The following is a 24,390-nucleotide window of genomic DNA, read 5'->3' as shown; positions in this document are numbered from 1 at the left end:
CAATCTAGAATTGTTGTCCGATAATAAAATGAGTTTCCCATCCATTGGCACCTGAAGTACCTGGAACTGGGTCAAAGCCGTAGCCAAAGTCAATACCTAGCAAACCAAATGCAGGCATAAAGATCCTTAATCCTGCCCCAGCTGAACGTGTTAATTCAAATGGAGAGAAATTTTTGAAATTATCATAAGTTGCACCGCCTTCTAAGAATGTCAATGCATAAATTGAAGCTGTAGGTTTTAATGTAATTGGGTATCTCAGCTCCATTGTATACTTATTGTAAATTGTTGCACCATCGTTAAATGTTTCTTCACCATTGACAGTTCTTGATTTAGGAACGACTGACTGGTTTGGGTAACCTCTTAAAGAGACAATTTCACGACCATCAAGTGCGTAACCTGCTAATCCATCACCACCCAAGAAGAATCTTTCAAACGGAGGAATTCCTCTATCGTTGTTATAAGCACCTAAGAAACCGAATTCAAATTTTGTTCTTAAAACTAAATCTCCAACAATTTTGTTATACCAATCTGCAGAGAATTTAACTTTATAAAATTCTAACCAATTAAATCTTTCTTGATCAATTTGCGAAACTCTTTTATCATTTCCATTTTCAATTGCTGTTGCTCTTTCTTTTTTCAATTCGGAATAGTCAACATTATTAAAAGCAGAATATGGTGGTGTAAATTTCACAGAGAAATCAAATTTTGATCCACCAAGTGGGAAAATTGGGTTTTTAAAAGTGTTGTCTCTATTGATACCCAAAGTGATTGTAAAGTTTTCAGATGTACCGTCAGGGAATCTAAACAAACCAATATTATAGTTGTTCATGCTGAAATGCTGGTAACCAATCGCTGAAGAAATCGTGAAGTATTGATCAGGTTCTCTTAAACGTTTAGCAAAACCAACGTTGATTCCTGTAATGGAGAAGCTTCTGTCACTATCAGCGTCTCTTGTAATCGGGTTGTATAGATACTGAATTGTATGCGATAAGGATACCGAAAGTTGTACAGGTCTTTTACCACCCAACCAAGGTTCTACAAATGATAAACTGTAATTTTGAAAAGAGATACTTGCTTGCGCTCTTAATGAAAGCGATTGTCCGTCACCCATTGGAATGGGCTTGTAAGCATCTTTATTAAAAATATTTCTGATTGAGAAGTTATTGAATTTTAAACCTAATGTTCCAATAAAGCCTCCACCGCCGTAACCTCCTTGAAGTTCGATTTGACTGCTTCCTTGTTCTTCAACAACATATTCTAAATCTAATGTTCCTGATTGAGGATCCACATTTTGGAATTCAGGATTTAAATTTTCTGGGTTAAAGAATCCTAATTGACCAAGTTCACGTACAGTATTGACAACATCTTGTTTGCTATAGACTTGTCCTGGACGTGTTCTTAAGTTTCGGTAAATAACGTGATCGTTTGTTTTATTATTTCCAACAACAGTGATGTTATTAAAATAAGCTAGTTTACCTTCATGGATTCTGATTTCAAAATCAATGGTATCATTATAAATTTTTGTTTCAACTGGAGTAATATTTGAGAACAAATAACCATTGTTTTGGTAAAGGTTAGTGATGTCTTGCGCATCTGGTTTTTCTTTATTCGCAATTTTATTCTGCAAAATTGTACCGTTGTATGGGTCACCTTCGCGAATACCTAAAATCTGATTGAGCTGTTGATCAGTATAAATACTGTTACCTAAGAATTTAATTTTACCAAAATAATATCTGTCACCTTCATTTAAATCAACGTTGACAATTACATCATCAGTTCCATCTTGGCTATACATGGTGTCAGAGACGACTCTAGCATCACGGTATCCTTTTTCCTTGTAAAACTTAATGATGTCTTCTTTACTTGTTTTGTATTCGTCTTCTAAAAATTTAGAGCGTTTCCAAAATCTGAAAAAGTTCTTTTGTTTTGTTGTCGCAATACCTCTTAGTTTTCTGTCACTAAACTTTTCATTGCCAGAAAAATTGAATTCGGCAACTTTTACTTTTTCACCTTTGTCAATATTGATTAGTAAATTAACTTTATTTTCTTGACTAAGACTATCGTTAGATTCAGAAGTAATAATATCTGCATTGGCATTAAGGAAGCCTTTTTCTCGGTACTTTTTCTCAATATTGTTTTTGAGCTTAATTTTAAAGTTGTCAGTCAGTTTTGTTCCTTTCTCAACATCAAAATCTTTGATAATATCCTTACGTTTACGTTCCTTGATACCCCTAACTTTCACATTTTCAAGTTTAGGAACTTCAACAATTTCGAGTTCTAAGTGAGCTTTACCATCTTCAATTTTAGTGATATAGAAATTAATATCGCTAAAAAGACCTAAATCCCATAGTTTCTTTAAAACCTTACTCAGCTTATCACCAGGAATGTAAAGTTCATCCCCAACTTTTAAGCCTGTAAATGCAATAACGGTGCTCTCGTTATAGCTGGTTGAGCCAGTGACTTTGATTTCAGCAAGTTCATATTTCTTAGCGTTAGAAATTGGCAAGTCTTGGGCTTGACTGCTTTTTGACATGATGCCGAAAATGCTAAGAAATAAGCCTAAGATTAATGTGTAATTTAATCTCAAGGTCTTATAGTTGTTCACTAGTTTTTCCAAATCTTCTTTCTCTTTTTTGATATTTAAATATAGCTTCAAATAAATCTTCTTTACTAAAATCAGGCCACAGAACTGGCGTAAAATAAAATTCCGCATAGGCCATTTGCCATAACAAAAAATTACTAATGCGTTGTTCACCACTCGTACGAATCATCAAATCAACATCTGGCAAATTTTTTGTGTAAAGGTGCGTGTTGATTGTTTCTTCCGAAATTTCCGATATGTTTAATTGATTATTTTTTACTTCTTCTGAAATGTTTTTGACGGCATTGACAAGTTCTTCTCTTGAACCATAACTCAGTGCTAGTGTCAGTGTCATGTGTTTATTATGAGCTGTTTTCTCAATAACTTCTTCTAACTCTTTTTTTGCTTTAGAAGGTAAATTATTTAAACAGCCAACAGCATTTAGGCTAATATCGTTGTCTTGTAATGTTTTAATTTCTTTTTTGAGTGAAGAAACCAGAAGACGCATCAATGTTTTAACTTCTAGTTTAGGCCTGTTCCAGTTTTCGGTTGAAAATGCATAAAGTGTTAAGTTTTTAATGCCAATTTCAGCGCAACCCTCAACAACTTCACGAACAGATTTTGTTCCTTTCTCATGTCCTACAGATCTCAATAAACCTTGTTTTTTTGCCCAACGACCATTACCATCCATAATGATAGCAATGTGCTGCGGTAATTTTTCTTTATTTATGTGAGATTTGTATTCCATTAAAATTTACAATAACAAGGCTTTCGGCCAAAAGTATAAGTTAGAGTGACACCTCCAAAGATATACCAATCATTCATATTTTGATTTCCAAACGAGACTATTTCATCTATTTCTATAGATTCTTGCGGATTGCTTCCGTCTAGATTATCGGTAAACGCGTAACGCGCACCAAACTCTAATGCGATAACAAAACGCTCAGAAACTGCTCCTTTAATTCCAAAAATTAAAGGAATGGCGAAATTATAGTTTTCATCAATTTTGACCAATTCTTTTTCGGGTTCATTTGGACCTAAATGGTCTGCAATGAAAAAATTTAATCCTGTTGAAACATAGGGAACAAATTGTGGACGTTTAAAATCGTGTAAATTCCATTCCCAAAAATTAAACTCGAGTCCAACTGAAAATTCAGTCAGGCTATTCTTAAACTCATATCCTCTTTTTTGCCTTCCAATAGATTCTGAAAGATGATCATACCCGAAAGTCCGATGCTGAATAATACTAAACCTGAATGCATGTCGTGGGCTTCGGTTCCATTTAAAGATGGCGCCATAGCTAAACTTATCCTTCTTAGCATAATCACTAGGATTTGTAAAGGATGAAGAGCCAACGTCGCCAACAAAATTGGTACCTCCTAAAACTAAGCCTGCTTCATAAGTTTGAGCCTGAGTCACCGCTGAGGTAATGATAAAAAGCATGAGGATTAATAATCTCAAAAGCAATTGTTTTTAAAAGTTTGCAAATATAAAAATAATGTCCTGCCTTTCAGCAAATTTCAAAAATTTGTAGTTAAAACAGAAATTATAACTTTTTATTGCTTTTTAATTACGTTTATCTTCTCCCCAGAGCAACTTTTTCCTAAGTGTTGTTAAGAAGCTATCTTCTTTTTGAGTTGCCAAACCTATTTTAAAATCTGCTTTTTTGATATAGATTTCACAATTATTTGGCATTGCGATTGTTCTTGCATCAATTGATGCTAAAAAGCTATCTTCTCGACTCGATATTCTTAATTTGACTTCCGTGTCGTCAGGAATAATAAGTGGTCGCGCGTTTAAATTGTGAGGAGCAATCGGAGAAATCACAAAACTATTTGTTTTTGGAATAATGATGGGGCCACCACAACTTAAAGAATAACCTGTTGATCCTGTGGGTGTTGATATGATTAGTCCGTCTGCCCAGTAAGCATTTAGATATTCACCGTTAAGCCAAACTTCAATCGTAATCATTGAAGTTGTGTCTTTTCTATTGATAGCAAGATCGTTGAGTGCATAATTAAAAGGCCCGAGCTTTTCGTTGTTTTCAGAAGCTTCGACTTTCATTAAGCTTCTCTTGGAAATTGAATAATTACCGTTGAGCACTTCCTCAATACGAGACTCAATTTCGTTGTCATGTATGGTTGCCAAGAAGCCTAATCGACCCGTATTAATACCGATAATCGGAATCTCTAAATCTTTAACCAAACTTGCAGCAGAAAGGATTGTACCATCGCCCCCAATACTGAAGAGTAAATCGTAAGTTTTGTCTAGTGATTCAAAAGAATCGTAATCTGAGCTTGGATCAATGAACTTATTGGCAATAATCATTTCAAGATATTTCTTCTCAAAACGAATGTCAATTTGATGTTTTTTTAAAACACCTAAAAGCTGCTGAAGATACTTTTGCGTTTGCGGATAATATGATTGTCCGAAAATCCCAACTTTCATAGGCATAACTTTTTTAAATGTTTAAATATTTATCTAAATAAGCAGAATGTTCCTTAAGCTTAATCTCATGTTGATCTTCGTGATGTTGACTCACAATATTGTATTTAAAGCGTCTCAAGCTTTGTAAAATTTCATTAAGACCTTGATGTTTAATTTTGATAAAAACTTCAACAAAATCAGAATTGTGATCACTGATAAAGCTACCGAGAATTTTAGCATTCATACTTTCCAATAAATGAAACAATTCCGAATATGCAAAATCTATTGAGCTTTTTCGGATGATAATTGTATCAGCTTTATTAGAAATAAAATTTGTTTCACTTATAATCTCAAAAATATCGTTCAGGTGTAAGACACCCATGAATGTATGATGATCGCCGAGTATAGGAAGTCTGTTCGTTTGATGATTGGCGAAAAGGGAGAAAATATCCAAAATATTTTGATGGCTTTGACCGAAAAATATTTCAAATTCGTCTGTAAAGTCTTTCGGTGAAACATCTTTTTTGGATAAATCTAATGCCTCTCGAGATAAACATCCCTTAAACTGATCTTTTTCAGTTATGATAAAATGAGACGCATCAGATTTGAAGATTTCACTTTCAAAATTTGCATCAAAATTATAAACATCAGCGTCAGGATTGACAAGACTTAACCAGTTCATCGCTTTTTTAGTGCAAAATACACAAAATCTATTCTCCTATATCTTAATTTAGATTGTATTTTTGTTTGAAACCTAAATTTTAGTAAAATGACAAGACTTAGTGTTAACATAAATAAAATTGCGACTTTAAGAAATGCAAGGGGTGGCGATATGCCAAATGTTGTTGAGGCAGCACAACGTATCGAGTCTTTTGGAGCACAGGGAATTACTGTGCATCCAAGACCAGACGAAAGACATATTACTTATCAAGATGTTGCTGATTTAAAAAAAGTAGTAACAACCGAATTCAATATTGAAGGAAACCCTAATGATAAATTTATTGACCTTGTCCTGAACAACAAGCCTACGCAGGTCACTTTAGTTCCAGATGCTGTTGATGCGATAACCTCAGACGCTGGTTGGGATACTGTAAAAAATGAAGATTATTTAAAAGAAATAGTTTCACTTTTTAAAAAAGAGGGCATCAGAACTTCAATTTTTGTTGATCCTAATCAAGACATGATTACAGGCGCGCAAAAAACTGGTGTTGACAGAATTGAATTATACACCGAAGCTTATGCGAAACATTATCAAAATAATAAATTAACAGCGATAAGAGCTTATAAGGAATGTGCTGTTTTAGCTGATAGTTTAGCGCTTGGTGTGAACGCCGGTCACGATTTATCACTTGATAATATCGCTTATTTTAAAGAGCAAATTCCTGTTTTAAAAGAAGTTTCTATCGGTCACGCATTGATTTCTGAAGCAATGTATTTAGGTTTGGAAAACGTTGTGAAACAATATTTAAATAAATTAAAGTAATGGATTTATACGCGAATGTGATAGGAGAAGGAAAACCACTTTTGATTTTACATGGTTTTTTAGGAATGGGAGATAACTGGAAAACATTAGCTAAGCGATATGCCGATGAGATGAATTATCAAGTTCATTTAATCGATCAGAGAAATCATGGAAGAAGTCCGCATTGTGATGAATTCAATTACGACTTGTTAGCGGCAGACTTGAAAAGCTATATGGATAAAAACAACATGTCTTCTGCTGATTTAATAGGGCACTCAATGGGAGGTAAAACTGTTATGACTTTCTCGGCTCACTTCCCGACTTACGTTAATAAAATGATTGTCGTTGATATTGCTCCAAAATATTATGCGCCACATCATCAACAAATTTTAGAAGGCTTGACCGCAGTTGATGAGGCTTGTTTTGAATCTCGAAAAGATGCTGATGATTTATTGTCTAAATACATCAAGATAAAATCTATTCGTCAATTTTTATTAAAAAATTTATATAGAAAGAATAAAAAGGAATACGGATTAAGAGTAAATCTTGATAGCCTGAAGGCGAATATTAATGAGATTGGTAAAGCATTAAAAGCAAATGAAACTTTTGAGGGACAGACCTTGTTTATCAATGGAAAAAAATCAGATTATATCACAGCTGAAGATAATAATTTGATTAAAAATCATTTTCCAAATTCTAAAATTCAACCCATTCAGAATGCTGGGCATTGGGTTCATGCGGAACAACAGGATGAATTTTATAATGTGACATCCGCATTTTTAGCTTAAAAATTACTATGCTAACATAGTATTATTAAAATTTTGTTGTGAAATTGTGAATTAATGTTAAATTTGAAACATCATTTATTGATGAGTATATTTAAAATCTAATATAGAAATATGAGAAAAATCTTATTATTAGCGGTATTGCTGTTATCAGCTTCCTCAATTTATGCAGGAGGTTACCGAGTTGCTACACAAGGGCAAAGAGCCTTAGCAATGGGGCACGCAGGAGTTGCATTGGTAAACAGTGCAGAAACAGCATTTTTTAACCCGTCAGGAATTGTGATGCTTGAGGACAGACTGAATGTCTCTGTTGGGGTATCAGCTGTTATGTCAAACGTGAAATGGCAAAACGAAACAACAGGTGAATATAGTGAAACAGATAGTCCTGCGGGAACACCTTTTTACGCTTACATCACTTATAAAATTAATGAGTGGTTATCTGCAGGTTTAAGTGTTTACACGCCTTATGGTAGTGAAGTGAAATGGGAGAAAGATTGGTCAGGATCTCACTTAGTCAACAATATTGATTTGGCTGCAATTTATATTCAACCTTTATTATCAATTAGACTTTCCGAGCATGTAAGTATTGGCGGTGGACCGATATATGCAACTGGTAATGTTGAATTTAATAGAAACATTAATCAGACTATAACCGATATTAATGGAAATAGGTCTAATGTAAATATAGAGGACTCAGGTGTAACAAACTGGGGATGGAGTGCAAGTATGACAGTTGCGCCAACAGATAATTTTAGAATAGCGATGAACTATAGATCTGAAATTATTCTTGAGGCTGAAAATGGAGAAGCAACATTTTCTAATATTCCCAATTCAGGTTTAGTTCCTGCTGAAAATGGAGTCAAAAACTTTAATGCATCTTTACCAATGCCAGCTGAACTGTCGATTGGTGCAGCATGGCAAGCGACTGAAAAATGGTTGTTCGCTTTAGATTACAATAGAACTTACTGGGAAGCTTATGACAATTTAGATATTGATTTTGTGGATCCAAGTGTTGCTGATTCTAAAAACCCAAGAAATTACAAAAACTCTTCATCATATAGATTTGGTATGGAGTATAAAGCAAGTAGTGCAATTGATTTAAGAGCAGGGTATTACTACGACCAAACGCCAGTACGTGAAGGTTATTTTGCACCAGAAACACCAAGAAATGATTCTCAAGGTTTTACAGCGGGTCTTTCTTATAAAATCAATGAGAATTTAGCGATTGATGCTTCATTCTTGTATGTAAGGTTTAAAGAAGTAAATGCGTCTTACGATCACTATATGGTTGATGGAAAAGAAGTTCCATTTAAAGGTACTTATAAATCAAATGCTTTTATACCAGGTATAGGTGTAAGTTATAAATTATAAAAAAATCTCTATGAAAAATTATCTAAAATATATCGGAATTTCAGCCTGTGCGATGTTTCTTTCGTGTGAGCCTGAGTTCGATAACCAAGTTCAAGAAAATGATATTTATGTCAGCGGAGATGCTGACTTCACTAACTTTGTTTCAGTTGGTAACTCGCTAACCGCTGGTTACGCTGATAATGCACTTTACGTTCAAGGTCAAGAGAGTTCTTTTCCGAATATCATGGCAACTAAATTTGAATTAGTTGGTGGTGGAGAGTTTAAACAGCCGATGATGGCTGATAATCTTGGTGGGTTACTATTAGGTGGTCAACAAATTTCTGAAAATAGATTGGTTTTGAGTGTAACTTCAGGTTCACCTGCACCTGCAATTTTAGCAGGAACGCCTCAAACAGAAATCACTAATAAACTTTCAGGATCCTTTAATAATATGGGGGTTCCAGGTGCTAAATCTTTTCATTTAGCAGCGCCAGGTTATGGAAATCCAGCAGGAATAACGTCTGGACAAGCAAATCCTTATTTTGCAAGATTTGCTTCATCTGAATCAGCGACAGTTATTGAAGATGCTGCTTCTCAAAATCCAACTTTCTTTTCTCTTTGGATTGGAAATAATGATATATTGAGTTTTGCAACTTCAGGTGGTATCGGTGTTGATCAAGCAGGAAATCTCGATCCTTCTACTTATGGTTCTAATGATATTACGGATCCGAATGTTTTTGCTTCAGTTTATAATGATTTACTAAACGCTTTAAATGCGAACGCTTCAGGAGGTGTTGTTTTTAATATTCCAGATGTGACTAATATTCCTTTTTTCACAACTGTTCCTAATAATGCTTTAGCCCTTGATGCTGCGCAAGCGCAAGGATTAACTGGTTTCTTTCAAGCATTTGCTGGTATAGCTACACAAACATTAATTCAGCAAGGCGTGCCAGCCGCTCAAGCACAAGCTCTTGCAGCTCAATATGCAATAACATTTAACGAAGGTCCGAATAGATTTTTAATCAGCGTTGAGCCTTCTCAGCAAAATCCTTTTGGATTTAGACAAATGACTGATGAAGAGTTGTTGCTGTTAACAATAGATAGAGGAGCTTTACAAAACTCTGGCTATGGTTCTGTTGCTTTAACGCCAGAAGTGATGCAAGTTTTAGGTATTCTTCAGCAAGGAGGAACACCAACACCTCAGCAAGCAATGTTAGTTTTAGATGCAGTCAACCCAATAGAAGATGAAGATGCTTTAGATGATGATGAAATCATGATGGTGCAAACTGCAAAAGAATCTTTTAATGCGACTATTGAAGGATTAGCACAAGCTAATGGTTTAGCTTTCGTTGATGTGGATGAGTTGATGAAAGAAGTTTCTACAACGGGTATTGTTTACGAAAGCGGTGTGATGACATCAGCTTTTGTAACAGGTGGAGCGTTTTCTCTTGATGGTGTTCATTTAACTCCTCGTGGATATGCATTCATCGCAAGTGAAGCTATACAATCAATCAATGAAACTTACGGATCTACTGTCCCAACTGTTAATATTGGAAATTTCGGAACTGTCACTTTCAGTGATGACGTTCAGTAGTTAATCAATTATTTTAGAAAGAATATAAAAAAACTGTCTCATTGATTTGAGGCAGTTTTTTGCTTATAAAGTAAAAAAAGAGCCTGATTTCAACAACGAAATCAGGCTCTTTTGTATTGATGTAAAAAGTTTTAAAAACTAGCTTTTCGTTTTTAAATCAGTAAAATGCTTATAGAAATATGGAATTGTTTCGATTCCTTTCAAGAAATTCCAAACGCCAAAATGCTCATTAGGCGAATGAATAGCATCTGAATTTAAACCAAAGCCCATCAAAATTGTTTTACTTTTTAAATAGCCCTCAAATAAAGAAACAATAGGAATGCTTCCGCCACTTCTTAAAGGAATAGCATCTTTTCCGAAAGTATCTTTAAATGCTAAATCAGCAGCTTTATACTCTATTCCGTCAATTGGAGTGACATAAGCTTGTCCGCCGTGATGCGGTTTGACTTCTACAGTGACGCCAGCAGGTGCAATACTTTCAAAATGTTTTTTAAATAGCTCAGTGATTTCCTCCCAATTATGATTAGGGACTAAACGCATGGATATTTTGGCGTAAGCCTTACTTGCAATAACTGTTTTGGCGCCTTCACCAATATAACCTCCCCAAATACCATTGACATCTAAAGTTGGTCTGATCGACGCACGTTCGAGAGTTGAGTAAGCTTTTTCGCCACGTACATCTGGAATGCCGATATGTTCTTTATACTCATCTAAATCAAAAGGAGCTTCAGCCATTTTTTGGCGTTCTTCCTTTGAAAGCTCTTCTACTTTATCGTAAAATCCAGGAACTGTAATGCGGTTATCTTCATCTTGTAATGAAGCAATCATTTTATTCAAGATATTAATTGGATTGGCAACTGCACCTCCGTATAAACCTGAGTGTAAATCACGATTTGGTCCTGTAACTTCAACCTCAACATAGCTTAAACCTCTCAAACCTGTTGTGATTGATGGTGTATCTTTACTGATCATTCCTGTGTCAGAAATCAAGATGACATCGTTTTCTAATTTGTCTTGATTGCGTTCTAAAAACCATTCTAAACTGACACTTCCAACTTCTTCTTCACCTTCAATCATGAATTTGACATTACAAGGCAAGTTGTCAGTTTCTGTCATGTATTGTAAAGCCTTGACATGCATAAACATTTGACCTTTATCATCACAAGCGCCACGTGCAAATATTGCACCTTCAGGATGAATATCTGTTTTTTTAATGACTGGTTCAAAAGGTGGACTTGTCCATAAATCAATCGGATCTGGCGGTTGAACATCATAATGTCCATAAACCAAAACTGTTGGAAGTTTTGGGTCAATTATTTTTTCACCGTAAACAATTGGTAAACCTGGCGTTTCGCAAACTTCAGCAGTATCACATCCGGCAGCAAGTAAACTCTTTTTAACAACCTTAGCAGCTGCATTAACATCATCCTTGAAAGCAGGGTCAGCACTCACTGAAGGAATTTTCAGAAGTTCAATTAACTCGTTTAAGAATGCATCTTTATTCTTTTCTATATAATCTTTTGGTGATAGCATAAAAAAATATTTTATGACAATATATAAATTTTTAAGGAATCGATGTTTGTCAATTCTGATTATTGTTTATATTTGCACCCGTTTAAAACAAGTTTATGTTTTAGGCAACATTATTGCGGGCGTGGTGGAATTGGTAGACACGCTAGACTTAGGATCTAGTGCCGCGAGGTGTGAGAGTTCGAGTCTCTCCGCCCGCACAACGCAAAACCTCAACAATCTAATTATCAGATTGTTGAGGTTTTTTTATGTCTGTCATGTAAGGATTTTGTACTAAAACTAAATTTTTAAAATTTCATTTAATTCTTATCTCTTCGTTACTTATCTTTATTAAATAATAGGCATTTTATTTTTCGGTTGGAACTTGATAATTTATACCGATCAAAATCATCATAAATAAAAAATTAGCAAGAAACAATTCTTTAAATTTGTAGCTTCTTTAGCACCCAAGAAGTTTTATAAAAGTATATCCTATGTTATATCAAGATATTTCAAGTTTGCAAGATCGGACTAGATATTTACTAGAAGGATATGGACTAGCGGAAAATTCATCCAATTTTTTAGCAGTAGTTATTAATAGTTTCGCCTTATTTATTGCTAGTTGGCTTTTTTCTTTAGTTATTCGAACAATAATTCGCGCTCTTGTAAAGCCTTGGCTAAAAAAGAAAAAGAATGACCGCACCTCTATTTTTATCAAGAAAAGAGTCTTTGATGCTTTGGCAAAGCTGATGACTGGCTTTGTGGTTTACTATCTTTTACCACTGTTTTTTAATATTAGTGCAGCTGCCACGCATAACCTGCGGATACTTGCAGTCATTTATATTATTATCATGGCCATGGTCTTTCTGACACGTACATTCCATTCCTTGGAATATTTAGGACAACATAGTAAAAAATATGAAAAGAAACCTGTAAGTAGTTACATTCAAGTGATGCTGATTATTTGCTATCTCATCTCTGCTGTTCTGATCATTTCTATACTTTTCGGAAAATCGCCCATGACAATTATTACTGCTTTTGGCGCAGGGATGGCTATTGTTCTCTTGATATTCAAGGATGTTATTTTAGGTTTGGTAGCGAGTATTCAAGTGTCGGTTAATGATATGGTGCGCGTGGGTGATTGGATTTCTATTTATAATTATGACGCTGATGGGCAGGTGACTGAAATTAACCTGACCAGTGTTAAAGTGAGAAATTGGGATAATACCATCAGTAATGTTCCAACTTATGCTTTGGTTTCAAATGGTTTTAAAAATGTACGAGCGATGGAGGATACCAATATCAGACGTATTATGCATCATTTGCTCATTGATCTTAGAAGTATTAAAAAAGTTGATGAAAATTTCATTAAAAATCTTCGTGCTAAAGGTCTTTTCTCTGGCGAAAGTGAAAAATTAAAGTGGAACGATGAAAAAGGATATGATTTTGAGAAGCTTAGCACTATTACCAATCTCAGTCTTTTTAGGCAGTATATAGAATCTTTTCTTATGATGCATCCAGGTATAAATAACGAATATATGGTAGTGAGACAGCTTCAGCAAGACGGTGATGGTCTTCCTTTGGAAATATATGCCTGGGTTAATAGTGTTAGTTTTAAACCATTGAATTTAATTCAATCAGATGTTTTCGAACATTTAATTGCGGTTATCGGGGATTTCGATCTTGTCTTGTTCCAAAAACCTTCAGGGAATGATATTCAAGGGATAAAAGGAACATCATTAGATCAATTACAAAAGCGGTAGCTAGTCTTTTGTGCTATATCTTAGAATTTTCTATGTCAGATCAAGTTTGGAAGCATAAATGTTCACAATAAGAAATCCAGAAATTCTTTCCTGTGGTTGAACAGTGGATTCCTTTTTCTACATACTATTATACACTATGATTTTCAACTCTTTATTAAAGATCCCAAATTTGCTTATCTACAGTTAAAACAATGACGAGATTTGTTTTTGAAAATAGATAGATGACTTAAAAAATTAAAACTTGAAAAATTCAATCATGTCATTTTTTTAGTTAAGCAGCTGCGATTTTTTCTTGTTTAAGCTTCTTTCGAGTTTGTTTGATAGTTAATGAACTGCCATCATGGCTCCAGCCTGGAGGACCAAAAATATACATGAACTTGTCACCCCAATTTTTAGACTTTTTCATATCATTCCAAATGTTTCTGTATTCGTGCGTTAAAATCACATAGAGATTATATGAGTTTGGAGGTGTAGAAACACCATATTTTATATCAATGGATTCATCCAGTTCTTTCCATGTGCCAAAAATGCGATCAAATATATTTAGAAAACCACCGTGATTTTTATCCATATACTCAATGTTTTGAGCGTGGTGAACTTGATGCATTGTGTGCGTGTTTACAAATTTTTCAAGAAAGCCTAAGTTCTTAATGTATTGTGTGTGCAATTGAAATTGCCATAAAGCCTCAATACCTAAACAAACGACAAGCATTTCTGGTGGAAAACCAATAATAACAATCCATACATAAAAGAAAGGCTTGTAAAAAATAGTAAACCAACCATTACGAACAGCAGTTCCCAGATTAAAATTGTCAGAGGAATGATGAACAATATGCGCAGCCCATAAAAATCTAACCATATGGTTTTGACGATGGAACCAGTAGTAAGTGTAATCATCTAAGAGCATACAGAATATCCAAATATACCAAGCATATCCAAAAGATTCCCAACCCATGATATTGGTGCGAACACCATCTACAATCGGGTTAAAAAGCTCATAAGCAAAATTGAAAATCAGAATCATAGAAACTGTTTTCATAAGTGCGCCGATCACAGCTGATCCTATGCCAAGCGATAAACTTGATAATAAATCTTTCCAGTTATATAGCTTTTTATTGTCTCGTGTTTTGCTATAGGAAAGCTCTAAGGCAATTAAGGCGATGAAAATAGGAGCACCGTAAACTAATGGGTTGGTAAGATTCATTTATTAAAAATTTTAAGTAGAAGTCTGTTGATCTTGGATCATAATTTTGGCAAGTTAAACTTTATAAATTTTTCTAAGAGGCTCAGGTATGCTAATCTTAAACACTTTTTTGTTAAAAAAAATTTATTTTTAAATGCGTGACGAAAATTGCTAGCCAAAACTTGTTAAACATCTATCTACTTTTTTCAGATTGCAACAGACTTTCTGTAACTTTCGACTTTTAAAAAATTCACTTATGACAGCAAAAGAAAAAGTTGCTTCTTTGAGAGCAGAAATGAAGAAAAATAATGTCGATGCCTTTATCATATATTCAGCCGATCCGCACATGGGCGAGTATCTACCAGCTGAATGGCAAGAAAGGACTTGGCTTTCAGGCTTTACAGGTTCGGCAGGTTTTGTGGTTGTGACTAAAGACAAAGCCGGACTTTGGACGGATGGTCGCTATTTTACGCAAGCACCTGAAGAGCTCAAAGGTTCGGGTATTGATATGTTTAAAGATGGAATTGAAGGAACGCCACATTATATTGACTGGATTATTTCAGAAACTTCAGAAAATGCAACTGTTGCTGTTAATTCGCTTGTTACTTCACATTCTAATTGGCGTCAGCTTTCGGAGAAATTAAGTAAAAACAAGCGTCTACTTAAAGATTTGCCTTTGTTAAACGATGTTTGGACGGATCGTCCTTCTCCAAGTGAAAATCCTGTTTACATTCAACCTATGGAACGTGCTGGGCAATCTGTTAGTGATAAAATCACCGCAATTCGTTCTAAAATGAAAGAGCAAGATGCTTCTATGCATATCATCTCTAGTTTAGATGATGTTGCGTGGACACTGAATTTGCGTGGTAGTGATGTCAAATGTAATCCTGTTTTTTTAAGTTACTTACTTCTTACTCAGAAAGAGACAATCTTATTTGTTGACATCAATAAACTTGATGAAGAAGCTAGACGTCAAATGAAAGAGGCTGAGGTCACATTAAAAGCTTATGATAGCTTTTTTGATGATTTAAAAAATATTAAAAACGAGCAAATTTTAATTGCGCCAAATAGTAATCAATCTGTTTTTGAGGCTGTAAAAGAAAATAACGACATCATTAAAAAGCCAGTCCCAGGGCATTTAATGAAAGCCATCAAAAACAAAACTGAACAAGAAGGTTTTGAAAAAGTGATGGTGAAAGATGGCGTTGCATTAGTGAAGTTTTTACACTGGTTTACGCATGCTGTCGGTCAAGAAGAGCTCGACGAATATGGCGTTGGTCAAAAGTTGCATGATTTTCGAGCACAAGGCGAAAACTTTATAGGTAATAGCTTTGATACGATTGTAGGTTATAAAGGAAATGGCGCAATAATTCATTATTCTGCAAAAGCTGAAGGCAGTACAAAGATTACCGATCACGGCAGTATCCTTATTGATTCTGGCGGACAATATTTAGAAGGAACAACTGATATTACAAGAACTTTTGCTTTAGGCGAAGTCACAGATGAATTTAAGAAAGATGCAACAAAAGCATTGAAAGGATTAATCCAGTTGTCATTAGTGAAATTCCCAAAAGGAACAAAAGGCGTGCAACTCGATGCTTTTGCAAGAATGCCACTATGGATGGATGGTAAAGATTACAATCACGGTACAGGTCATGGCGTTGGTAGTTTTTTAAATGTACATGAAGGACCACAAAGCATTCGTAAAGATCTGAATCCTTATGATCTTGTTGACGGCATGGTGATGTCAAACGAACCTGGTTATTACGTCGAAGGACAATACGGAATTCGTCACGAGAATTTAGTCTTAACCAAAAAATGGAAAGAAACAGAGTGGAATACTTTTTATGAGTTTGAAACCTTAACTTTATGTCCTTTCTTTAAAAACATCATCGTGAAAGAAATGTTGACAGAAGAAGAAATCAAATGGATTAATGATTACCATAAAATAGTACAAGAAAAATTATCTTCACACCTTGAAGGTGATGTTAAAACTTGGTTTGAAGATTTAGTGACACCTCTTTAAAATAAGATTTTTTAAAAATTCAAAAGGCTTATTGGAATATTTCAATAAGCCTTTTTTCATATCATATTTCAGCTTTAAAAAAAACGTATTGACAGAGCAATTAGTATGTGTTCTAGTAATCTTTAATGGTGAAAACTCCCTAATCCTTAAAACCTATCACCTAATTAATCATTCACTAAAAACTGATTATTCGAAAAATGACAACTGCCAAGCAAATCTAATAGCAAAAACTTGATATCACAGACTAGAAGTAGAATCTAAGCTTCGCAACTTACACATTCTACTAAATTCTGAACTACCGTTTCTTTTGAAACGCTCTGGCTGCGTTGATAGTAAAGCGTTTTTACTCCTAACTCCCAAGCTTCTATCGTAAGCTTATTAACGTCTTTAACTGGTAAGTTTGATGGAATGTTGATGTTTAAACTTTGTGATTGATCAATATGTTTTTGGCGTACTGCCGCTTGTTGGATAATTTCTAACTGACTGATTTCTTTAAAAGTTTTAAAGACCATTTTTTCTTTTTCGTTTAATTCTTCAAGATGCTGAACGCTACCTTGATGTAACATAATGCTGCGCCAAGTTGCTTCATTGTCAATCTCTTTTTCCTTCAGTAAAGCCTTGAGATATTTGTTTTTCCGAATAAAATTACCCTTTGATAAGCCTGCCTTAAAATAATTACTGCTAAAAGGCTCTATCCCAGGCGATGTTTGTCCTAAAATAGCTGAGGAAGAAGTAGTGGGAGCCACTGCCATAAGGGTAGCATTACGGATACCATAATTCTTCAGTAGCTCAGGCTCTCCAAATATTTCTGCTAATTTTTGTGTGGCAGTATCGGCTTCTGATCGAATATGTTCAAAAATTTTATTTGTTAATTGTTTGGCTTCTAGGCCTTCAAATGCAATCATATTCTTTTGCAAATAAGAGTGCCAGCCCATGACACCTAAACCAATTGCTCTGTGTCGCTTAGCAAAATTATGAGCAGCCTTTAAGTAATAGTTATCTTCTGTTTTTTGTATAAACTCCTGTAGAACGGCATCTAAGAAGAAAATAGCAGTTTGTACGGCATCCGTATCTTTCCATTCATCATAGAGTTCAAGATTCATCGATGAGAGGCAGCAAATAAAAGACTCATCAAAATTAGAAGGAAGCATAATCTCAGAACATAAATTACTCGCGTTAATACGCATATTATGATCTTTGTAAACCTGAGGTTTATTCCGGTTTACATTATCCGAAAATAAAATATAGGGTATACCTTTTTGTTGTCTTGCTTCCAAAACTTTTGCCCAGAGTTTGCGTTTATCCATGTCGCCATCTATCATTTCTTGCATCCAATAATCAGGCACACAAACGCCAAAGAACAAATTTTGTAGTGCATTCCCAATATCTTTTATTTGCAAAAACTCCTCAATATCAGGATGGTCAATATCTAGATAAGCAGCAAAAGCGCCACGTCTCACGCCGCCTTGCGAAATTGTGTCCATGGCAGTATCAAACAATTTCATAAAAGAAACCGCGCCGCTACTTTGGCCGTTGTCAGTAACAGCAGTTCCTCTTCCCCTTAACTCGCCAAAATAGCCAGAAGTGCCACCACCAATTTTAGTTTGCATAATTACTTCACCTAATTTGTGCGTGATTCCTTCAATATAATCAGGAACATGAACATTAAAGCAAGAAATGGGCAAACCTCTTTCAGTTCCCATATTTGCCCAAATCGGTGAACTTAAGCTCATCCACCCATTGTCGATAATCTCAATAAATTTTTCTTTTAGTTCAGGCCTAAAGAGTTGCTTGCTCGCTGCTGTAGCAATACGATCAATCGCTCCTTTTACACTTTCTCCTTTTAGTAAATAACCTCTATTTAAAATTTGCTCACTTTCATCGTTAAGCCACCATGGTTCACTCATAAGACATTGGTTTTTTTGTTGTTTTTATCTAAAGCCACAAAAGTGAAAACACCTGAAATGGATTTCTTTTGTGGGGTATTTTCATACATTTCTTCTTGAAATAAATCGACTTTCACCTTTAAGCTGGTGTTGCCAATTTCAGCAACTTCTGCTGCTAATTCAATAATCGTCCCGGCTGGGATAGGTTCATTAAAGTCAATCTGATCTGATGAGATTGTCACGACTTTCTTTCGGCTAAAACGCGTTGCCGTAATAAAGGCGACCTCATCCATCAAATTCATTGCTGTCCCTCCAAATAAAGTATCGTAATGATTGGTTGTGTTCGGAAAAACAACTTTAAAAATACTTGTACGCGATTGTGCTATTCTATTGGTAATCTCTGATGTCATCTCTCTATATTTAGAATAAATCTTCAGCATGAATACTTTTATCATGCTTTGTGTAAGCTGTTGGTCTTTTAGCAAAAAAGTCATCTAGTTCATTTGCAAAAACCTCTTCATCAAACCATTGCATAGGCTTGTATTGAACTTGAGAAATGTTGAATAATTTCGGGATACCAATTTTTTGTAGTGAGTCATCTACACGGTATTTCATGAAGTTGAGCATGTCATTCTTTGTAAAGAAATCCAGCTCTCCTTTCTCATAAATCCAATCTAGAAGTTGAGATTCGTAGTGAATGTATTTTTCAACATCTTGAGCCATTTTGGATTTAATTTTTTCGTCTAAAAATCCTTCTTCATTTATTTTATTTATTAAGTAAATACCGGCATCAGCATGATTTTGCTCATCAATAGATGTCCAAGCGATGATGTTAGAAGTGTTTTTTAGATAGCCTTTGAATCTTGTAAATGACAAGATATTTGCAAATTGTGAGAACAAGGAAGAGTTTTCAATCACAATAGTGAAAAATAGAAGTTTTGAGATAATGTCAGCATTGTTTAAAAGACTATTTTCAGTCAGCTCTATTTTTTCTTTAAACACTGGGATGTCAACAAGATTTTCAAAATCTTTTTGATAACCTAAAACCTCAATTAATCTGGCATAAGCTTCCCCGTGTCTAACTTCACATTCTGCAAAAGTAGCACCAAGATTATTAAATTCAGGTTTAGGGAAGTGCCTGTACAAGTCGCCCCAAAAAAGTTTGACACCAATTTCTACCTGAGCGATACTGAGTAAACTGCGTTTAACGATTTCTTGTTCAGTTTCAGAGAGATTAGATTTAAAATCTTGAATATCTGCTGTAAAGTCAATCTCTTTATGAACCCAAAAAGATGAATTCATACTTTCCACGAAGTCCATGACTTCGGGATACTCAAAAGGTTTGTAATTTAAGCGTTTGTCAAAAATGCCCATTGTATTTAAATTTTAAAAGTTTAACAATGGCACAAAAAAGGAAGAGAAAAAGGTATGAATAGCCTATTTCTGAACTTCGTTTTTTATGCGAAAACAAAATTCAAAACCAATTTGGCAGGTAATCTGGCTTACGATAATTTATCGCTTACAGTTGCGCAACAGCTTGGGATTTACACCCAATTCCCCTGTTTTCTGTCTTAAAATCAAGACAGCCAAAAAGGTATTTGCGACGAATTTATAAAACAAAATTGAATTAATGGCTATTGATTGAATCAAATTATTGAACTGAAAATTGAGAAGACAGCTCTAAAGCAATTGATGTTATTCTTGAATATTTATAAAGATAATGAGGGCTAAAGTGTCGTTTTTTTAGATGTTTAGCCTTTACTTTTAGCCTTTGCGCTTTTCATAACCAATTTAGTCTTGTGTCTAATAGTCGTAAATCTTGAATCTAAGAGAAACCGATTTCACGAATAACCAGCTTTACAAATCACCACTCACCGCTCACCACTCACGAATAACCGATTTAGTCCTGAGTCTAATAGTCTTAAATCTTGACTCTAAGAGAAACCGATTTCACAAATAACCAATTTTACAAATCACCACTCACGAATAACCTAGTCCTGAGTCAAAAAGTCCTGAGTCTTGATTCCAAAGGAAAACCGATTCACTATTCACCAATCACTATTCACCAATCACTATTCACAGAAAACCGATAACCGCCAACCGTTAACCGATAGAGTCATTCAAAATTTAAAATTCATCATTCAAAATTATTTAAAGTCTATTCCCTCACGACTTTCACATAAGATTGATTTCCATCGGTATCTGTTAGGGACAACATATACAATCCGGGTTGGAGTTTAGACAAGTTTATTTGTTTATGTTTCAAGCTGCCAGCTTGTAGTACTTTCCCTTGCAAGTCATAAACTTTATAGGTAGTTAATTCATCTTCATAGATGATATTGACAATGCCAGAAGTTGGATTAGGGTGTATTTTAAGTTTAGTTTTGTTAAAGTCTTCTGATGAGGCCGTTTCAGAGCAATTTCCAGAGCCATATTGCGCGATAAAGAAATCACTATCCCCACCTATGTTGTTAAGTGTTTCAACAGAGTGATTACTAAAGAGGCTACCACCAAAATAGCCACCGCCAATAATATTGCCGTAGCTATCGAGAGCAATAGACATAAAAGCATCGTGGTAGCTAGAGGTTTGAGGCATGCTGATCACATTTTCAACATCACCAGTTGCGGCATCAAAATGTATGATGCTAGGGTCAGGGACAAGTCCTTGAAGTTCAGGGCCAGGGACATTAACCCCACCCCAAGAATTGCCTAAGATGCCTAAACCTAAATACACATCATCACCATCAATGGCGATGCTTCGTCCTGGGAAAGGAGAATACTCAATGGCATTGGTGCCCCAGATTAAGTTCCCATCACTATCAAGCTTAACAAGAAATGGCCCTTGAGGATCTTCCATGGGTGCGGTCATAAACTCAAAACCAACAAAGCTGTCAGGGGTAAATTCAAGATTAGAATCAAGCACACCATCGCCCGTATATTTACCAGTAAGATAGATATTGCCATTATCATCCAGTTTAAGATCTCCTAAAGAATAGATATTTCTATGTTGATTTTCGTGATACCAAATGACATTGCCTTGATCATCTAGGGCAGCCAAATAAAAAGCTTTTTCAGCCCCAGAAGCCACGCCATAGCCATCAATGCTTGGGGCATCAGAATCATCTTGATTACGTTTCGTATCCGCAATATAATAGCGATTTAAGTTGGCGTCATAGACCATTTGATGATCGTAAAAATTATATGTTTCCATATCAATGGTAAAGAAACGCTCAAGGTTACCATCAGCATCATAAACCACTATTGCTGCTTGAAGTTCACCATCAGCAACGGTCAACTGACCGTCTAAATGTGTACCTTCATAAAATCTAACAAAGTGATGGCTGGTGCCATCAGCTTCAATAAAACTTCTCATAAAATACCCTCCAAATGTACCACTTAAAGCCCCTTCAGGTTCTCTGAGCCATTGATAATTGCCGTCTTGGTCGTATTTAATAATAAACATGTTTTTAAGCATTTCGCCAGCTTGAGAGTTGGCAGGGCCTTTGATGCTATCTGTATCAAAATGAGGAGGGGGAGGGGTGGTGCTACTATTTCTAACATATCCGCTGACATATACATTATTGTTGCTATCAAGGCCTATAGAATTGGCAGAATCGTCTATGCCCCCCCCAATCATTTTATCCCAACGCAAGTTGCCTTCACAATCTGTTGAAAACACATAAATATCTTTACGGCTACCGTTGATGCTATAAGCAGTCAGGGGCATCCCGTCATAATCTGTTTGACTAGAACCCACCTCGGCTAAAAAGTAATAATTATTATCAGTATCCACCACCACTTCCAAAACGCGTTCCATACCATAACCTAATAAATCACTCCCTATAAGTCCAGAGGTATTCCCCCCACGCTTGGCCCATTGCCAATCTGGTGTGTCTTCTTGAGCTTGTACGCTTAAACTAGAAAGCAAAACCAAGGCGATGCTGAAAAGTTGTAATTGTAATTTCATGTCATATAATTTTAAAAACAGAGAGTTGAAATTATTATTATTCGTTAAAATTAACCAAAAAGTATAATCAATTAGTCAAATATCCTTAATTATTTTGTAATTAAACAATAGGCTATGATTAGTCATTACTTTTTCTTTTTAATCACCAATCTAATTTCACAAAGTCAAACAGAAAAACTAATAACTGATAACCGTAAACTGAGAACTGAGAACAGTCAACCGAAAACTGTCAACAGAGAACAGCCAACCGATAACCGATAGAGTCATTCAAAATTCATTATTCACCGAAAACCGAAAAACTGTTATTTATAAATAAATGCAACATCTTGTATTAGCTGATCTCTTATTGTAAAAAAAGCTTGTATTTTGCAATAGTAAATTCTTTATTGTAAAAGAATCTTGTATTTTGCAATAAGAAATTTGTTAATGTAAACTATAATTAAATTATGCAAAATTTCACATCGGGTTTATATATAAGTCAAGACTATTATAAAAGCTTTCAGCCCAACATTATAAATAAAGAATGGTTGTTGAATGATATGAAGCTTTTAAGTTTATTATCTAAAGCAGATAGACAGCTTGGGAGGTTAGATATGTATAGTGAACATATACCAGATGTAGATCTTTTTATAAGTATGCACGTTCTAAAAGAAGCGACTCAAAGTAGTAAAATTGAAGGGACGCAGACAAATATAGAAGAGGCTTTGCTTGATAAAGATGATGTAACAAGTGAAAAAAAAGATGACTGGGAAGAAGTGCAAAATTACATTTCAGCAATGAGTAAAGCCATAGAGTTGCTTCAAGAAATCCCATTTTCTAGCCGACTAATTAAAGAAACGCATAAAGTTTTGCTACAAGGTGTAAGAGGTGAACATAAACAACCAGGAGAATTTAGAAAAAGCCAAAACTGGATTGGTGGCGCTTCTATAAACGATGCTACTTTTATTCCGCCTGAACATACGAGTATAAATGAATTAATGAGTGACCTCGAAAAGTTTACGCACAATCAAAAGTTCTTTTTTCCGGATTTACTTAAAATTGGTGTGATTCATTATCAGTTTGAAACAATTCATCCCTTTTTAGATGGTAACGGAAGAGTAGGGAGACTTTTAATAACCTTATACTTGGTTGATAAAGAAATTTTAAAAAAACCTATTTTATACTTGTCAGATTTTTTTGAAAAAAATAAAGATCTTTATTATGAAAACTTGACGAGAGTTAGAACGCAAAATGATATGAAGCAATGGCTTAAATTCTTTTTAGTAGGCATCATAGAAACAGCAAAAAAAGGGGTTGAAACTTTTGATGAGATTTTAAAATTAAAACAAAATTCAGAATTCAATATTCAAACTTTAGGTTCACGAGCTAATAATGCGCAAAAGATTTTACAATATTTATTAACAAGACCAGTTATTGATGCGAAAAAAGTTGAAGAAGTTGCACAGGTTTCCAACCGAACAGCTTACAACCTTATCAGTGATTTGGAAGAATTAGGTATTCTTGAAGAAATAACAGGAAGTAAAAGAGGTAAGCTTTATGTCTTTAAAAAATACCTCAATTTATTTGAATAATGTTTTTTTTAAAACCGAATTTACTTGTGTCTAAATAAAGGAATCAAAATGTATCGAGAATAAACAGTTCGCGTCAATAGTCATGTCTCTAAAAGTCTTTAATCTAACAGTCTTCCGTCTAGAAGTCTAAAGAATTAAATGTTGAGTCATTCAAAATTTAAAATTCATCATTCAAAATTATTTGAGACCTACTACCTAAGACCTACCACCCAATTAATCGTCAATCGATAACCGAAAACTGTCAATTCGAGTGTTTTTCGTTGAAACAAAGTTGAAGCGAAAAATG

The 24,390-nt window shown here is 34.8% G+C and carries 18 protein-coding genes, 1 tRNA gene and 1 riboswitch; of the genes, 8 read left to right on the top strand and 11 right to left on the bottom strand.

Annotated elements, in window-relative coordinates; genetic code table 11:
• Positions 1-4: 4 nt before the first annotated feature.
• From bamA to BLV84_RS01020, 5 genes are all read right to left on the bottom strand, one after another.
• Complete coding sequence (gene bamA / locus BLV84_RS01040; protein ID WP_394330488.1) at positions 5-2,533, bottom strand: outer membrane protein assembly factor BamA; 2,529 nt, start codon at positions 2,531-2,533, stop codon at positions 5-7.
• A 58-nt stretch (positions 2,534-2,591) separates the two neighbouring features.
• A complete protein-coding gene (locus BLV84_RS01035) occupies positions 2,592-3,329 on the bottom strand; it encodes an isoprenyl transferase (RefSeq protein ID WP_093238174.1) in 738 nt (245 codons plus the stop codon).
• Complete coding sequence (gene porG / locus BLV84_RS01030; RefSeq protein WP_262501503.1) at positions 3,329-4,042, bottom strand: type IX secretion system protein PorG; 714 nt, start codon at positions 4,040-4,042, stop codon at positions 3,329-3,331. The genes BLV84_RS01035 and porG overlap by 1 nt, the downstream gene beginning before the upstream one ends.
• A 105-nt stretch (positions 4,043-4,147) precedes the next feature.
• The gene (locus BLV84_RS01025) at positions 4,148-5,029 is read right to left on the bottom strand and encodes an NAD kinase (protein ID WP_200796244.1); all 882 of its coding nucleotides are present in this window, start codon (positions 5,027-5,029) and stop codon (positions 4,148-4,150) included.
• Positions 5,030-5,042: 13 nt separating this feature from the next.
• A complete protein-coding gene (locus BLV84_RS01020) occupies positions 5,043-5,690 on the bottom strand; it encodes a CBS domain-containing protein (protein WP_093238162.1) in 648 nt (215 codons plus the stop codon).
• 87 nt (positions 5,691-5,777) lie between these two features.
• Here BLV84_RS01020 and BLV84_RS01015 point away from each other — a divergent pair, with 87 nt between their 5' ends.
• The 4 genes from BLV84_RS01015 (at position 5,778) to BLV84_RS01000 (ending at position 10,199) form a co-directional block, all read left to right on the top strand.
• Positions 5,778-6,491, top strand: a complete 714-nt coding sequence (locus BLV84_RS01015) for a pyridoxine 5'-phosphate synthase (RefSeq protein WP_093238159.1) — start codon at positions 5,778-5,780, stop codon at positions 6,489-6,491.
• A complete protein-coding gene (locus BLV84_RS01010; RefSeq protein ID WP_093238156.1) occupies positions 6,491-7,258 on the top strand; it encodes an alpha/beta fold hydrolase in 768 nt (255 codons plus the stop codon). Before BLV84_RS01015 ends, BLV84_RS01010 begins: the two co-directional genes overlap by 1 nt.
• A gap of 111 nt (positions 7,259-7,369) precedes the next feature.
• Entirely contained in the window at positions 7,370-8,626 is a 1,257-nt protein-coding gene (locus BLV84_RS01005) for an OmpP1/FadL family transporter (protein ID WP_093238153.1), read from the top strand.
• 10 nt (positions 8,627-8,636) lie between these two features.
• On the top strand, positions 8,637-10,199 hold the full coding sequence (locus BLV84_RS01000; protein ID WP_093238150.1) for an SGNH/GDSL hydrolase family protein: 1,563 nt from the start codon (positions 8,637-8,639) through the stop codon (positions 10,197-10,199).
• A 138-nt stretch (positions 10,200-10,337) separates the two neighbouring features.
• Here BLV84_RS01000 and BLV84_RS00995 read toward each other — a convergent pair whose 3' ends face one another.
• Positions 10,338-11,732, bottom strand: coding sequence for a dipeptidase (locus BLV84_RS00995; protein ID WP_093238147.1), 1,395 nt, complete (start codon positions 11,730-11,732; stop codon positions 10,338-10,340).
• A gap of 115 nt (positions 11,733-11,847) precedes the next feature.
• On the opposite strand from BLV84_RS00995, the gene BLV84_RS00990 reads away from it, so the two are divergent.
• Positions 11,848-11,929: transfer RNA gene (locus BLV84_RS00990), tRNA-Leu, on the top strand.
• 273 nt (positions 11,930-12,202) lie between these two features.
• Positions 12,203-13,471, top strand: coding sequence for a mechanosensitive ion channel family protein (locus BLV84_RS00985; RefSeq protein ID WP_093238144.1), 1,269 nt, complete (start codon positions 12,203-12,205; stop codon positions 13,469-13,471).
• Positions 13,472-13,742: 271 nt separating this feature from the next.
• Here the strand turns inward: BLV84_RS00985 and BLV84_RS00980 are convergent, their stop codons facing one another.
• Positions 13,743-14,675 carry a sterol desaturase family protein gene (locus BLV84_RS00980; RefSeq protein ID WP_093238141.1) on the bottom strand — a complete coding sequence of 311 codons (933 nt, stop codon included), beginning with the start codon at positions 14,673-14,675 and terminating at the stop codon, positions 13,743-13,745.
• 235 nt (positions 14,676-14,910) lie between these two features.
• Here BLV84_RS00980 and BLV84_RS00975 point away from each other — a divergent pair, with 235 nt between their 5' ends.
• The gene (locus tag BLV84_RS00975; RefSeq protein WP_093238138.1) at positions 14,911-16,680 is read left to right on the top strand and encodes an aminopeptidase P family protein; all 1,770 of its coding nucleotides are present in this window, start codon (positions 14,911-14,913) and stop codon (positions 16,678-16,680) included.
• Positions 16,681-16,937: 257 nt separating this feature from the next.
• Here the strand turns inward: BLV84_RS00975 and BLV84_RS00970 are convergent, their stop codons facing one another.
• The 4 genes from BLV84_RS00970 to BLV84_RS00955 form a co-directional block, all read right to left on the bottom strand.
• The gene (locus BLV84_RS00970; protein WP_093238135.1) at positions 16,938-18,587 is read right to left on the bottom strand and encodes a ribonucleoside-diphosphate reductase subunit alpha; all 1,650 of its coding nucleotides are present in this window, start codon (positions 18,585-18,587) and stop codon (positions 16,938-16,940) included.
• Positions 18,584-18,976, bottom strand: a complete 393-nt coding sequence (locus tag BLV84_RS00965) for an acyl-CoA thioesterase (protein WP_093238760.1) — start codon at positions 18,974-18,976, stop codon at positions 18,584-18,586. The genes BLV84_RS00970 and BLV84_RS00965 overlap by 4 nt, the downstream gene beginning before the upstream one ends.
• Positions 18,977-18,986: 10 nt before the next feature.
• The gene (locus BLV84_RS00960) at positions 18,987-19,940 is read right to left on the bottom strand and encodes a ribonucleotide-diphosphate reductase subunit beta (protein WP_093238132.1); all 954 of its coding nucleotides are present in this window, start codon (positions 19,938-19,940) and stop codon (positions 18,987-18,989) included.
• A 96-nt stretch (positions 19,941-20,036) separates the two neighbouring features.
• Positions 20,037-20,172: riboswitch (cobalamin riboswitch) on the bottom strand.
• 552 nt (positions 20,173-20,724) lie between these two features.
• A complete protein-coding gene (locus tag BLV84_RS00955) occupies positions 20,725-22,533 on the bottom strand; it encodes a T9SS type A sorting domain-containing protein (RefSeq protein WP_093238129.1) in 1,809 nt (602 codons plus the stop codon).
• A 446-nt stretch (positions 22,534-22,979) separates the two neighbouring features.
• Here BLV84_RS00955 and BLV84_RS00950 point away from each other — a divergent pair, with 446 nt between their 5' ends.
• Positions 22,980-24,104, top strand: coding sequence for a Fic family protein (locus BLV84_RS00950; RefSeq protein WP_093238126.1), 1,125 nt, complete (start codon positions 22,980-22,982; stop codon positions 24,102-24,104).
• The last annotated feature ends 286 nt before the right edge of the window (positions 24,105-24,390 follow it).

The sequence above is a fragment of the Psychroflexus halocasei genome (assembly GCF_900107595.1).
In the GTDB taxonomy this organism is placed as follows: domain Bacteria; phylum Bacteroidota; class Bacteroidia; order Flavobacteriales; family Flavobacteriaceae; genus Psychroflexus; species Psychroflexus halocasei.
This window is presented reverse-complemented; position numbering and strand designations above follow the sequence as displayed.